Annotated in this window: 13 protein-coding genes; 2 read left to right on the plus strand and 11 right to left on the minus strand. The window is 66.6% G+C overall.

What is annotated here, in order from left to right:
- Positions 1-310: 310 nt before the first annotated feature.
- Positions 311-1,432, minus strand: a complete 1,122-nt coding sequence (locus tag DC347_RS07160) for a LuxR family transcriptional regulator (RefSeq protein WP_109044908.1) — start codon at positions 1,430-1,432, stop codon at positions 311-313.
- A gap of 141 nt (positions 1,433-1,573) precedes the next feature.
- Between DC347_RS07160 and DC347_RS07165 the strand changes: the two genes are divergently transcribed.
- Positions 1,574-1,855 carry a hypothetical protein gene (locus DC347_RS07165; protein WP_109044909.1) on the plus strand — a complete coding sequence of 94 codons (282 nt, stop codon included), beginning with the start codon at positions 1,574-1,576 and terminating at the stop codon, positions 1,853-1,855.
- Here DC347_RS07165 and DC347_RS07170 read toward each other — a convergent pair.
- From DC347_RS07170 to truB, 10 genes are all read right to left on the minus strand, one after another.
- On the minus strand, positions 1,852-2,370 hold the full coding sequence (locus tag DC347_RS07170) for a DUF1579 family protein (protein WP_109044910.1): 519 nt from the start codon (positions 2,368-2,370) through the stop codon (positions 1,852-1,854). The two genes, DC347_RS07165 and DC347_RS07170, sit on opposite strands and share 4 nt — an antisense overlap.
- A gap of 217 nt (positions 2,371-2,587) precedes the next feature.
- A complete protein-coding gene (locus DC347_RS07180) occupies positions 2,588-3,931 on the minus strand; it encodes a pitrilysin family protein (protein ID WP_018763491.1) in 1,344 nt (447 codons plus the stop codon).
- Between the two features lie 109 nt (positions 3,932-4,040).
- Positions 4,041-6,299, minus strand: a complete 2,259-nt coding sequence (locus DC347_RS07185) for a polyribonucleotide nucleotidyltransferase (protein WP_109044966.1) — start codon at positions 6,297-6,299, stop codon at positions 4,041-4,043.
- A gap of 244 nt (positions 6,300-6,543) precedes the next feature.
- Positions 6,544-6,813 (minus strand): 30S ribosomal protein S15, encoded by a 270-nt coding sequence (rpsO, locus tag DC347_RS07190; protein ID WP_018763489.1) that lies wholly within the window; start codon positions 6,811-6,813, stop codon positions 6,544-6,546.
- A 212-nt stretch (positions 6,814-7,025) separates the two neighbouring features.
- Positions 7,026-8,285, minus strand: coding sequence for a kynureninase (locus DC347_RS07195; RefSeq protein ID WP_109044912.1), 1,260 nt, complete (start codon positions 8,283-8,285; stop codon positions 7,026-7,028).
- On the minus strand, positions 8,282-9,136 hold the full coding sequence (kynA, locus tag DC347_RS07200; protein ID WP_109044913.1) for a tryptophan 2,3-dioxygenase: 855 nt from the start codon (positions 9,134-9,136) through the stop codon (positions 8,282-8,284). Before kynA ends, DC347_RS07195 begins: the two co-directional genes overlap by 4 nt.
- Positions 9,137-9,172: 36 nt before the next feature.
- Entirely contained in the window at positions 9,173-10,156 is a 984-nt protein-coding gene (locus DC347_RS07205) for a bifunctional riboflavin kinase/FAD synthetase (RefSeq protein ID WP_018763486.1), read from the minus strand.
- Positions 10,157-10,234: 78 nt separating this feature from the next.
- On the minus strand, positions 10,235-10,684 hold the full coding sequence (locus tag DC347_RS07210; protein ID WP_018763485.1) for a hypothetical protein: 450 nt from the start codon (positions 10,682-10,684) through the stop codon (positions 10,235-10,237).
- 19 nt (positions 10,685-10,703) lie between these two features.
- Positions 10,704-11,057 carry a hypothetical protein gene (locus DC347_RS07215; protein WP_018763484.1) on the minus strand — a complete coding sequence of 118 codons (354 nt, stop codon included), beginning with the start codon at positions 11,055-11,057 and terminating at the stop codon, positions 10,704-10,706.
- A 2-nt stretch (positions 11,058-11,059) separates the two neighbouring features.
- The gene (truB, locus tag DC347_RS07220) at positions 11,060-11,995 is read right to left on the minus strand and encodes a tRNA pseudouridine(55) synthase TruB (RefSeq protein ID WP_109044914.1); all 936 of its coding nucleotides are present in this window, start codon (positions 11,993-11,995) and stop codon (positions 11,060-11,062) included.
- A gap of 78 nt (positions 11,996-12,073) precedes the next feature.
- Between truB and DC347_RS07225 the strand changes: the two genes are divergently transcribed.
- Positions 12,074-13,231: a pyridoxal phosphate-dependent aminotransferase gene (locus tag DC347_RS07225; protein ID WP_206073896.1), complete on the plus strand. Its 1,158-nt coding sequence runs from the start codon at positions 12,074-12,076 to the stop codon at positions 13,229-13,231.
- Positions 13,232-13,242: the final 11 nt, after the last annotated feature.

Genomic DNA, 13,242 nt, shown 5'->3' on the forward strand with positions numbered 1-13,242 from the left:
ACCGGCCGACACTACAAACCCAAACACCCAGACCCCCAACCAACCCACTGGCCACCAGGAACCCTCCCGCTTGCCGAACTCCCAGCGTGCCCGGATCCGGAAGCGGAGGAGCCGGAAAGAGAGGAGCCTGACGGGAACTTGATTGAGCCGGATCAACTCCCTCCAACAGATCCTGTGTGGGACGACTTCTACGCTATGCCGTTCCTCCTGCCGCCAGACCCGGCGAGGCGATGGGACGTCGTCTTGTGGTAGGAACTTCCGATGAACGAATGTGTCTCAGGCGGTGGCTCCGGAAGCCAACAGCCCACCGCTAGGCCCTGGCTCCCGTGCCCAGGGCCATGGCCAGCAGGGACACCCGGCTGTGGACTCCGCATGTCTGGAAGAGTTGCTTGAATTGGTCCTGGATCGTGTACGGCGTCACGCCCTGGGCGTCCGCCATGGCTGCCGTATCGGCCCCTGCCGCAGTGAGCCAGAGCAGTTCCCCCTGCCGGGGTGACAGGCCAAACGCCCGGGCAAACATGTCAAGCCTCGCGGCAGGCGTGCTGGCCTGAATCGTCACGGCCACCGGTGGAGTGGGTCCGGACACCTCCGACTCCATGCGGTTGGCCCGCAGGGAGGCCCAGCGGCCCGCCCCGACGTAGACCCTGCATTCCGCGGGGTGGGTGTCCACCAGCGCTTCCCGTGCCGCCAGCTGGGCCGCAACGTTCAACACCTCAGCCGGCACCTGGTGGTGAGGGACCGGACCAGGCTGAAGCAGCTGGAGCCAGTCGTCCACGGACGCCGTTCGGCCAGCTATCGCCAGATCGTCGTCCAGGGTGAGGACAGCCTGCTCCGGCAATCCGGGCTGCCCGGATCCTGTCCCGGATGCCTGGTCCGGGCCAGGTTCCGGGTCCGGTCGAATCCAAAATTGCCTGGCTACGGACCTCCGCAGGCCGGCGGTCACTGCCGCTGCCAGCTCGCCCAGGTAGGCAGTTTCTTCGTCCGTGAAGGGGACCGAATCGCCGGTCCGCCACAAATCGAGCCAGGCCCAACACCCATACTTGTCGGCAAACACGGCGGACAGGACATCGCGGACGCCATAGCGTTGCAACACGCCACTCCACACCGGGCTGCGGGAGGGCTCTCCCTGCGTTGCCTTCAGGAGGGATTCCGCCGGCTCCGGCCAACGCATCAGCTCGGTCCAGCGGCCCGCCCGGGAGAGGTACTTGAGGCGGATAAGTGTGGGCAATTCCTGGGGGCAGGGAGTCCTGGCCCTCGGCGCCATCCCCACCGTCGTGACGGGATCACACAACGGCCAAACGAATGCATCGAAAGGCACCATGGTGGCCACTTCTGCCAGAATCGCTGTCCGGAGGGCTTGGTGATCCAGGTCCGAGCCTGCCAGGAGTCGGATGCGCTCCTGGCTCCGGTTTGCAGCCCAGCCCTTGGTCATGTTCCAAGTATGCTCCGGCAATCCCGCGCGACCCGGCGGCGCTGCCACCCAGAATTCTGGGATACCCGCCGCAGCCCGGACCATCTAGCTTTAGCAGCGTGGAGCGTCCTCCAACCTGGCGGGACGAGTAAGGAGACGGGGATGTTCACCCTGCAGATCGAACACAGAATCACAGATTTCAGCACATGGAAGGCGGCATTCGACCGGGATCCGGTGGGCCGGTCCGCGTCAGGGGTTCTCGCGCACCGGATAGGCCGGCCCGTGGGCGAACCGCAATATGTTGTTGTGGAACTCGACTTCGCGGACCTGGCCCAGGCAGAGCAGTTGCTCTCGAACCTCCAAACACAGGTATGGCGTTCGCCGGCCGACGCCCCTGCGCTCGCCGGTGCGCCAAAATCGCGCATCCTCGAGGCGGCGTCCTAGCCCCCGCCTCCGGCGCGGTGAAATTCCGAGCGCATGAATGGTGAGTAGGGCGAAGCCTTGCCGTCCACACCCGCCTCCGGGGCATCGTCGCCGTCGTTACGCCCGTGCGAACGCAATTCGGTGACGTGTGTCAGGACACCGTTCGCCACCTCAATCGAGTGGCGCGTCCAGCCTCCGGCATTGCGGCGTTCAACACGGATGACACCGTCGCGCGAGGTGCAGCGGGCGGCGTTGCCGGGCGGCACGCCGGTGCTGTCAACGTAATACCACAGCACGTCGTTGTGGACCGGATCGATCGTGAATATGCCGTGGCCCTCGAAGTGGCTGCCGTCCGGTTCGACGTGCCGGTAGCTCTGCACCACGCCGAGACCCCCGGCAACCTGCGTGTAGGACACTTGGGCGCTCACGCGGTGTTCCGGCCCCCAAGGGCCGGCAGCAACGTGTGTGTAGCCCTCCCAGTGACCCAGCAGGTTCGTTAACTCCGGATGTCCGTGCTTCGCTCCTGGCCCGTTCACCGTTCCGCCTTCCCCTGCCGAAGATCATTCCTACTCAGGATGTACTCTGCAGAGCCGGGCCGCCAGCGTCTCCGCGGCGCAGGGTGCCACAGGCCGAAGGTTTCGGTCTCGTCGAACGGACCCACCAAAATGACGGTGCGCTCGTCGAACGGGCCCACTAAGGTGACGGTGCGCTCGTCGAACGGGCCCACCAAGGTGACGGTGCGCGGCGCGGCGGCTACAACCCGAACGTCTCGTCTTCGTCGAACGGGCCCACCACGGTGACAGTGCGCGGCGCGGCGGCGAGTTCGGCGGCCAGTTCCTGGACCTGCTCCGCAGTGACGGCTTTGATCTGGCGCAGGGTTTCGTCGATGTCCTGGTATTCGCCGGAGACCAGTTCGGCCCGGCCCAGCCGGGACATCCGGGACCCGGTGTCTTCCAGCGCCAGGACGATCCCGCCGCCGAGTTGTCCCACGGCCTTGCGCAATTCATCGCCTGAAATACCGTGCTCCGCGAGTTTGTCCAACTCCACGCCCAGCAGGTCCAGCACCTGGCGGACCTTTGACGGAGTGCAGCCGGCGTACATCCCGAAGTAGCCGGCGTCGGCGTAGGACGAGGCGAAGGAGTAGGTGGAGTACACCAAACCGCGCTTCTCGCGGATTTCCTGGAAAAGCCGGGAGGACATGCCGCCGCCCAGGACGGCGTTCAGGACGCTCATGACGTAGCGGCGCTCATCCGTGGCAACGATGGTGGGGCACCCCATGATGATGTTGGCCTGTTCCACTGCGCGCTTGACCACGTGCAGTCCCGCCGTTCCGGTGATTTGGGCGCGTTCGGTGGGGCGCCGGCTGACCGGGGCCGCATCCGGCTCAAGCGACCATCCGGCGGATTCGAGGGCGTCCACCACGAGTCCGCAGACAACGTCGTGGTCCAGGCCGCCCGCGGCGGTGATGACCAGTTCCTGCGGCTTGTAGTACTTGCGGTAGTGGTCCCACACGGAGTCGCGGGCCACGGCTTTGATCGCTGCGGGGGTCCCGCCGATCGGCCGTCCCAGGGGGTGGCTGCCCAGGACGGCGGCCACAAAGTGTTCGTGCGCAACGTCGGTGGGGTCATCGCTGTCCATGGCGATTTCCTCAAGGATGACGTCACGTTCCTGCTCCATCTCATCCGGGTCCAGGACAGCGCCGGTGATCATGTCCGCAATGACATCGATCGCCATGGGCAGGTCCGAATCCAGGACACGGGCGAAGTAGCACGTGCTTTCCTTTGCGGTGGCGGCATTCGATTCTCCGCCCACCTCATCAAACGCCGAGGCGATCTCCAGGGCGGTGCGCCGGCGGGTGCCTTTGAACAGGAGGTGCTCAAGGAAGTGCGTGGAACCGTGCTGGCCGGGCGCCTCGTCACGGGATCCGACGCCCACCCAAAAGCCGATCGTGGCCGACCGTTGGCCCGGCATCGCTTCCGTCAGTACCCGCACTCCCCCGGGCAGCACGGAACGGCGGACTTCGGACCCGCCGTCGGAGCCATGGACCAGGGTGTCGCCGGCGTGGTTCTGCTCAAGCGGCAGGGGTACAACAGTCATTGAAGCCTTTCAGGACGGGCAGCCGGATCTGGCTGCCATCGTAACAGCGGCGGGACCGGTGGATCATCCACCGGTCCCGCCGATTCATGCTGGTGCCAAGCGAGGGCTGTTAGACGTCAGCGCCTTCAGCCGGCTCCGTGGCGTGGACGCGCTCGGTGTCGGCCGGAGCCTCTTCCTCGGCGACGACCGGGGCGAGCGAGAGCTTGCCGCGGTCATCGATCTTGGTGATCTCAACCTGGACCTTCTGGCCCACGGAGACGACGTCTTCGACGTTGTCCACGCGCTTGCCGTTGGCCAGCTTGCGGAGTTCGGAGATGTGCAGGAGGCCGTCCTTGCCCGGGGTCAGCGACACGAAGGCACCGAAGGTGGTGGTCTTGACGACCGTACCCAGGTAGCGCTCGCCGATTTCCGGGACCTGCGGGTTGGCGATGGCGTTGATGGCGGAGCGTGCTGCATCTGCAGACGGACCGTTGGTGGCGCCAATGTAGACCGTGCCGTCGTCCTCGATGGAGATGTCGGCGCCGGTGTCTTCCTGGATCTGGTTGATCATCTTGCCCTTGGGGCCGATGACCTCGCCGATCTTGTCCACGGGGATCTTGACGGCGATGACGCGCGGTGCGAACTCGGAGAGCTCGTCCGGGGTGTCGATGGCCGAGTTGATGACCTCGAGGATGTGCAGGCGGGCTTCGCGGGCCTGCTTCAGCGCTGCAGCCAGCACCGAGGCGGGGATACCGTCGAGCTTGGTGTCCAGCTGGATGGCGGTGACGAACTCGGCCGTACCGGCAACCTTGAAGTCCATGTCGCCGAAGGCGTCTTCGGCGCCGAGGATGTCGGTCAGTGCCGCGTAGCGGGTCTGGCCGTCAACCTGGTCGGACACCAGGCCCATGGCGATACCGGCGACGGCGGCCTTCAGGGGCACACCGGCGTTCAGCAGGGACAGGGTGGAGGCGCAGACGGAACCCATCGACGTCGAGCCGTTGGAACCGAGGGCCTCGGACACCTGGCGGATGGCGTAGGGGAACTCCTCGCGCGACGGCAGGACGGGCACCAGGGCGCGTTCGGCCAGGGCGCCGTGGCCGATTTCGCGACGCTTGGGCGAGCCCACACGGCCGGTTTCACCGGTGGAGTACGGCGGGAAGTTGTAGTTGTGCATGTAGCGCTTGCGCGTTACCGGCGACAGCGAGTCGATCTGCTGTTCCATCTTGAGCATGTTCAGCGTGGTGACACCCATGATCTGGGTCTCGCCGCGCTCGAAGATGGCCGAACCGTGAACGCGGGGCAGGACCTCGACCTCGGCGGTGAGCTGGCGGATGTCCGTCAGGCCGCGGCCGTCAATGCGGACCTGGTCCTTGAGGATGCGCTGGCGCACAACGTGCTTGGTGACCGAGCGGAAAGCAGCGGACAGCTCCTTTTCGCGGCCTTCGAACTGACCGGCCAGGCCCGCCAGGACTTCGTCCTTGAGCGCGTCGGAGGCGTTGTCGCGTTCCTGCTTGTCGGCGATCTGGAAGACAGCTGCCAGCTTGTCGGCGGCAGCGGATTCGACGGCGGCGTAAGCGTCGTCCTCGTAGTCCAGGAAGACCGGGAACTCGACCGTGGGCTTTGCGGCACGCGCGGCGAGATCGGCCTGGGCGTCGCAGAGAGCCTTGATGAACGGCTTGGCGGCCTCGAGGCCTTCGGCCACGACCTCTTCGGTGGGGGCGGTGGCGCCCTGTTCCTTGATGAGGTTCCAGGAGTTGTCGGTGGCTTCGGCTTCAACCATCATGATGGCGACGTCGTCGCCGGCAACGCGGCCGGCAACCACCATGTTGAAGACCGAGTTCTCCAGCTGGGAGTGCTTGGGGAACGCAACCCACTGCGAACCGTGCTCGTCAGCAACGAGGGCAACGCGGACGCCGCCGATCGGGCCGGAGAACGGCAGGCCGGACAGCTGCGTGGACATCGAGGAGGCATTGATGGCCACAACGTCGTAGAGCTCGTCCGGGTTGATGGCCAGGACGGTGACGACGATCTGGACCTCGTTGCGCAGGCCCTTGATGAAAGCGGGGCGCAGCGGGCGGTCCATCAGGCGGCAGGCCAGGATGGCTTCGGTGGAGGGGCGGCCTTCGCGGCGGAAGAACGAGCCCGGGATGCGGCCGGCAGCGTACATGCGCTCTTCGACGTCGACCGTCAGCGGGAAGAAGTCGAAGCCTTCACGCGGGTGCTTGCCTGCGGTGGTGGCGGACAGCAGCGCGGTGTCGTCGTCGATGTACACCATGGCTGCGCCGGCGGCCTGCTTGGCGAGGCGGCCGGTTTCAAAGCGGATTACACGCTTGCCGAAGCGGCCATTGTCAATGACAGCCTCTGAGAACTGGATTTCGGGACCCTCCAAGAGAGTCACCTCCGTTTCTGTTTCACGGAAGTCCAGCCGCATCAACCCAGCCCAGCATCTGTCTACTGGCCCTTGCACCCGGTCATCGATCGAGACCCACGGGCCGCTGGCTTCAGTCAACGAAGCCGTTCCCGGGGATCACTACCGAGGACCGCGAATGCGTGATGCGGTTGATCCTCCTGTTTAGTTTTTCATTTGAAGAAGGCGGCCCGTTCCGGAGGGAAAGGGCCGCCCCAAAGCCAGACTAGCGGCGCAGGCCGAGACGCTCGATGAGCGTACGGTAGCGGGCGATGTCAGTCTTCTTGAGGTAGCTCAGCATACGCTTGCGACGACCAACCATGGCCAGCAGACCGCGCTGGGTGTGGTAGTCGTGCTTGTGCTCCTTCATGTGCTCAGTCAGATCCTTGATCCGCTGGGTCAGGACGGCAACCTGGACCTCGGGTGAACCGGTGTCGCCTTCGGCGGTTGCGTATTCCTTGATGATGGACTGCTTTACAGCGGCGTCAAGTGCCACAATAACTCCTTGGGAATGTGCCGTGAGGGCCCAGGTCAGAAGTTCACTGCCGGGTCTGCCATGCACGTCCTGTCCCGGAAACCCGGGAAAGCCGCAACGACAGGACCCAGCCGCCACGGACTGCAGCCGGATCCATCGTCCAGTTTACCGGGCCGGGCCTAACCTTGTCGAAACAGTCCGGGCGGACCCGCGGCCCGCTCCGGCGCCGGGCGTCAGCCCTGCAGCCGGTCCCGGATGGCGGCCATGCCGTCGAGGACCTCGGCGAAGCTGGTGCTCAGCGGCGACAACCCAACCCGGATCCCGTGCGGTGAGCGGAAGTCCGGGATGACGTCGCCGTCCCAGAGCGCTTCCACGGTGGCTTTGCTGAAGTCCGGGTGGTCCACGGTGATGTGGCCGCCCCGCTCCCCCGCGTCCCTGGGCGAAGCCAGTTCGGCACCCAGCGGGGCGAGCCAGGCGTCGAAGACATCGATGGCGAAGGCGGTCAGTGCCACTGACTTCGTCCGGATAGCAGCCATCGAGGCTTCCTCGATGAGGTCCAGGGTGCCTTGCATGGCGATCATGCCGAAGATGGCGGGAGTGCCGCTGAGGAAGCCGCGGATACCTGCCGCCGGTTCATAGCCGGCGGCCATCTCAAAAGCGTCCTTGCGGCCCATCCAACCCCAGATGGGCTGGTTGAGCGCCGGCAGGTGGCGGGCGTTGACGTACGCGAAGGCAGGTGAGCCCGGGCCGCCGTTGAGGTACTTGTAGGTGCAGCCGGCGGCGAAGTCCACGTCCGCGCCGTCCAGGCCGATCTCTACCGACCCCGCGGAGTGGCAAAGATCCCACACCACCAAGGCGCCGGCGTCGTGCACTGCCGCGGTGATTCCGGGCAGGTCAGCCAGGTGCCCTGAACGGTAGGCGATCTGGCTGAGGAGCACGACGGCGGTCCGCGGCCCGGTGGCCTGGCGCACCTGGTCAAGGGTCACCCCGGCTGCCGGATCGGGGTCGATCCACCGGAGGGTCAGCCCCTCTTCCAGGGCAATGCCCTCCACCAGGTAGCGGTCCGTGGGAAAGTTCCCGGTATCGAGCACAAGCTCGTTGCGGTCCGGGTCCGGCACGGCGGCCAGCGCGGCGCGGAGCAGCTTGTAGAGCACCACGGTGGTGGAATCGGCAATGATCGTTTGTCCCGGGGCCGCGCCCAGGACGGCGCGGCCCAGCTGGTCTCCGGTGGCCTGCGGCATGGCGAGCCACTGTTCGTCCCAGCCGCGGATGAGCCGGCCGCCCCATTCGTTCCGGACGAAGGCGGCGACGTCGTCGGCGGTCCGTTTCAGGGGCCGGCCCAGGGAATTGCCGTCAAGGTAGGACAGCGGGGTGTCCGTTCCGATGAAATGGTCCCGGTACGTTGCCAGCGGGTCTTGGCGGTCCAGCTCCGCCGCCCGGCGGTGCAGCGCCTCAGTGGTCACGCCGGTGGGGCCGTCCTGGTGGATGCTCATTGTCCGATCTCCGTCCTGACGGCAAATAGTTCCGGAAAAAATGTCAGCTCCAGCGCCTTCTGCAGGAAGGTGACCCCGCTGGAACCACCCGTGCCTGTCTTCATGCCGATGGTCCGCTGAACGGTGCGCAGGTGCCTGAACCGCCAGAGCTGGAAGTTGTCCTCCAGGTCCACCAGTTCCTCGCACGCCTCGTAAGCGGCCCAGTTCTCTGCCGCGTTTTCGTAGATGTGCTTGAAGAGCGGGACCAGGTCCGGGGTGAACTCATGGGCGCGCGTCACGTCCCGGTCCAGGACGGAAGCGGGCACGTCGAATCCGCGCCGGGACAGGTAGGCGAGGAACTCGTCGTAGATGCTGGGGGCCGCAAGCAGTTCCGCCAGCATGGCGTGGGCCTCGGGATCGGATTCGAAGACCGGCAGCATCTTGCGGTTTTTGTTTCCCAGCACGAATTCGACCGCCCGGTATTGGGCGGACTGGAAGCCCGAGGAATTCCCCAGGAAGCCGCGGAACTGCGAATACTCGGTGGGGGTCAGGGTGGCCAGTACGGACCATTGTTCGGTGAGGGTCTTCTGGATGTGCTTGACCCGGGCAATGCCCTTCAGCGCCGAGCCGAGGTCGTCGGCCCGCAGCCAGGCGGCGGCGCTGCGCAGCTCGTGCAGGACCAGCTTCAGCCACAACTCGGTGGTCTGGTGCTGGATGATGAACAGCATCTCGTCGTGGTGTTCCGGCTCGCTGACCGGCTTTTGGGCACTAAGCAGCGTGGGCAACTGCAGGTAGGAGGCGTAGCTCATCCGCGAGCTGAAGTCGCGGACAATCCCTTCATCGAGCTTGCGGGTGTTCTTTTCGACGGACACGCACTGCCTTTCGTTGTCAGGGCCCCGGCAGTGCTGTCAGCGGGCGGCGAGGAGTTGATGGGCCTGCGCCACATCCAGCCGCATCTGTTCCACCAGGGCCTCAGGGCCACGATAGGCCACCATGCCCCGCAACCGTTCGACGAATTCCACGATCACTGTCTGGCCGTACAGATCGAAGTCCTCCACGGCTTCCTTGGGCCGGTCGATGACGTGTGCCTCGACTTGCCGGCTGACGCCGTCGAACGTGGGATTGGAGCCCACCGAAATCGCCGCCGGCCAGCGCGTTCCGGCCTGGTCCACCAGCCAGCCTGCGTAGATGCCGTCGGCCGGGATCAGTCCCGAGGCATTGGAGGCGAGGTTTGCGGTGGGGAAACCGAGCGCCCTGCCGCGGGCGGCACCGTGGACCACTTCGCCGCGCATCCGGTGGGCCCTGCCCAGCACCGCGGCAGCGGTGGCGACGTCGCCCTCCTGCAGCGCCTCGCGCACCCAGGTGGACGAGCAGCGCCGGTCGGTGGCTTCGTCGCCGTGCAGCGGGTAGCCCTCTGAGCCGAATTCGCTGATCACCTGGACATCGAAGCCGAACTTTTTGCCCAGCGCCTTCATGGTGTCCAGGTCACCGGAGTTGCCGCGGCCGAATCGGGCGTCGTGGCCGATGACAACGTGGCTCGCGTGCAGGCAGTCCACCAGGTACTGCTCCACGAATTCCTCGGCCGTCAGGCTGGCGAGGTCCAGGGAGTACTTGACCACGAGGACGGCGTCCAGGCCGAGCTCGCCCAGGGCCTCAAGCTTGTCCTCCAGGCCCATGATCAGTTCCGGCGCGGCCTCGGGGCGGTGGATCAGCGCAGGGTGGGGGTCGAAGGTGACGGCCACGGCCTTGGCGTGCGCGAGGCGGGCCGAGCGGATCAACTGGGAGAGCACCTGCTGGTGGCCGCGGTGAACGCCATCGAAATTGCCGAACGTGACAACGGATGGGCCGAAGTCCGCCGGGACATCGGACGGATCGTTCCAGATGTAGACCATCACCCTCGCCTTAAGCTGCCTGCAAAATCTGTGTCCCGGGGCCAGGCCGGCCGCGGAACTCTTCAAGGTTACCCGGATTCACTGCGCGGCCTTGGCCTGGGACGGGCGGCGGCGGTACAGCCACGCCAGCCCGAGGATGGGCAGCAGCAGCGGGATGAAGCCGTAGCCGCGGCCGAACAGCGACCAGACCGTCTCGTGCGGGAACTGCACGGAGTCCAGGACGCTCAGGGTCCCCACCACCAGGACACCCGCCAGTTCCACCAGGACGGCCGCTACGGAGACCTTGAACCAGGTGCTGCCTGCTTTGGCCAAGGAGACGGTGGCCACTACGTAGACCAGGGCGGCGAAGGCCGAGAGCAGGTAGGCCAGCGGGGCCTCGGAGAATTTGGTGAGGATCTGGTACCCGGCGCGGGCCGTGGCGGAGATCGCGAACACCCCATAGACCGCGATCAGCAGCCTGCCGGGCCCGGTATTGCGGGTGTTGCGGGCGGGTGCGTCCTCGGCCGGGCGGGCCTGCTGGTCTTTCATTTGTTTTGCTTCTTCCACTTCAGTACCAGATCTGGTTCATCCGCGCGGCCATCACCAGTGCGGTGACGCCGACGGCGGCCAGGACAAAGTTGCTCCACCGGGTCCGTTCCAGGATGGACCAGTACGCCGCTGCCGGGGGCAGGAGCATGGCGGTGGCCATGTAGCCCCAGAATTCCCAGGCTTCGCCTGCAATGCGTTCGCCGGCAATGACCCGCACGATGGAACCCACCAGGTAGACCACGAGGGCCAGTTCGACCGCGGCGACGGACAGGATGGTGACGTCGTTGGGCGCTTTCTTCAGGATTCCGGCACCGACGCAAAGCACCGTGGACACCAGGCCGACCACCAGGATGATCCAAAAATATGCATCCACGCCTATGCCTCCGCGGCGGCGGTCGCTGCCGGGCCGGTGCCGGGGGCGAAGACCAGCACCGGTTTGGCGTAGCTGCCCGCGTCGGCGAGGAGGGCCACCAAGGTGCCGTCGGGGGCGAAGGCTGCGGCCGGGTGTTCCGCCGTGGCAGCGCCCGCGGTACCTGTGGAGGCTCCGGAAGCGATCCGCCGGCCGAAGGAGATTTCCGTAGTCTCCTCGGCGGTCAGCTCACGGTTGGGCATCAGGGCCCGGGCGGCCTGTGACATTTCCAGGATGGTGAGTTCCTCGGCGAGCTCTTCAAGGGTCCGCGCCTGGTCCAGCGAGTAGGGGCCCACTTGGGTCCTCCGGAGGGCGGTGAGGTGCCCGCCGGTGCCGAGGGCGTTGCCGAGGTCCCGGGCGAGGGCACGGATGTAGGTGCCGGAGGAGCATTCAACCGTGACATCGAGGTCGATAACGTCCGCGTCCGGATCCCGCCTGACGGCATGGACCTCGAACCGGTGGATGGTGACGGGGCGGGCGGCCAGCTTGACGTCCTCGCCGGAGCGCACCCGTGCATAGGCGCGTTCGCCGTTGACCTTGATGGCGCTGACGCTGCTGGGCACCTGCTCGATCCTGCCGGTGAGGGCTGCGACGCCGTCGTAAATTGCCTGCTCGCCCACCCCGGACGTGCCGGCCGTGGCGGTGACCTCCCCTTCGGCGTCGTCCGTCACGGTGGACTGGCCCAGCCGGATGGTGGCCGTGTAGGTCTTGGAGGTGCCCACAATGTAGGTCAGCAGGCGGGTGGCCTTGTTGATGCCGAGGACCAGCACGCCGGTGGCCATGGGGTCGAGGGTGCCTGCATGCCCCACTTTCCGGGTACCTGCGAGGCGCCGCATCCGGCCAACCACGTCATGGCTGGTCCATCCCTGCGGCTTGTCCACTATCACCAGTCCAGAAAGCACGCCTCCCAGTATATCGGCGCAGGTTGGGGCGCCCGCACGCCAGGCGGAGGGCGGACATGGACGGCTAGGATGGCTGGCATGCCCGAGCTTGCCGCCCACGTCCGCGACGTGCCCGTCAACCAGATCCGCGAGATCACCGAGGCCGCCTGGCGCACGCCGGACGCGCTGGTGCTGAGCATCGGCGAGCCCGGCTTCCCGCTCCCCCGCCACGTCCTGGACGCCGGCATCGCCTGCCTGGACCGCGATGAAACCAACTACACGCCCAACGCGGGGATCCCGGCCCTCCGCGAGGCGTTCGCGGCCAGGTTCCGCCAGGACCAGGGCGTCGATGTCGGGGCCGACCAGGTCTACGTGGTGTCCGGCGCGCAGCAGGGCCTGCACTTGGCCATGAGCCTGCTGCTCTCCCCGGGTGACGAGATCCTGATCCCCAACCCGGGCTATCCCACCTTTGCCATGACCAGCCGGCTGCTCAATGCCGTGCCCGTGCAGTACCCGCTGCACCCGGACCACAACTTCCAACCCCGGGTGGCCGACGTCGAGGCCCTCATCACCGGCCGCACCCGCGTGCTGGTGCTCAACTCACCGTCAAACCCGCTGGGGGCCGTGCTGGGCGAGGACCTGGTCCGGGACCTGATGGACCTGGCCCGCCGGCACGATCTCTGGGTCATCTCCGACGAGTGCTACGAGGCGTTCACCTACGATGTGCCGCACGTGAGCCCGGCACGGTTCGACGCCGGCACCCCGGAAGGGGCCCGCGTGTTCACCTCCCTGACGCTGTCGAAGACGTACGGCCTCACCGGACTGCGGATTGGCGCGCTCATCTGCCCGCCGGGCCTCAAGCAGAAAATGGACAACGTCATGGAGTCGATCGTGTCCTGTGTAGCGTCCGCCCCGCAGTATGCGGCGCTCGCCGCCCTGACCGGGCCGCAGGACTACGTCCGGCACGCACATCGGCATTACCGGGAGAACCGGGATGCCGCCTCAGCGGTACTGGCTGCCAAGGGGATCCGTTTCCTCCCGGCGCAGGGTGCGTTCTACCTGTGGGCCGATCTGTCCCACGCGACCGGCGGCGATGTGCGGGCCTGGGTGCGGCGCTTCCTGGCGGACGCCGGTGTGGCGTTGGCGCCGGGGACCGCATTCGGCTCCATTGGCGAGGGTTGGGTGCGGATCGCGTTGTGCGGCCGGAAGCAGGAACTCCTCGAGGGCGTGTCGCGGCTTCCTGCCGCGTCCCGGTAGCGGCGCCCGCA

This window comes from Pseudarthrobacter sp. AG30 (assembly GCF_003116525.1).
In the GTDB taxonomy this organism is placed as follows: Bacteria; Actinomycetota; Actinomycetes; order Actinomycetales; family Micrococcaceae; genus Arthrobacter.

Bases quoted from the DNA above. Each gene is read 5' to 3' on its own strand.
- DC347_RS07160 (WP_109044908.1), bottom strand. From the start codon at position 1,432: ATGACCAAGGGCTGGGCTGCAAACCGGAGCCAGGAGCGCATCCGACTC.
- DC347_RS07205 (WP_018763486.1), bottom strand. From the start codon at position 10,156: ATGGTCTACATCTGGAACGATCCGTCCGATGTCCCGGCGGACTTCGGC.
- DC347_RS07210 (WP_018763485.1), bottom strand. From the start codon at position 10,684: ATGAAAGACCAGCAGGCCCGCCCGGCCGAGGACGCACCCGCCCGCAAC.
- DC347_RS07180 (WP_018763491.1), bottom strand. From the start codon at position 3,931: ATGACTGTTGTACCCCTGCCGCTTGAGCAGAACCACGCCGGCGACACC.
- DC347_RS07165 (WP_109044909.1), top strand. From the start codon at position 1,574: ATGTTCACCCTGCAGATCGAACACAGAATCACAGATTTCAGCACATGG.
- DC347_RS07195 (WP_109044912.1), bottom strand. From the start codon at position 8,285: ATGAGCATCCACCAGGACGGCCCCACCGGCGTGACCACTGAGGCGCTG.
- DC347_RS07225 (WP_206073896.1), top strand. From the start codon at position 12,074: ATGCCCGAGCTTGCCGCCCACGTCCGCGACGTGCCCGTCAACCAGATC.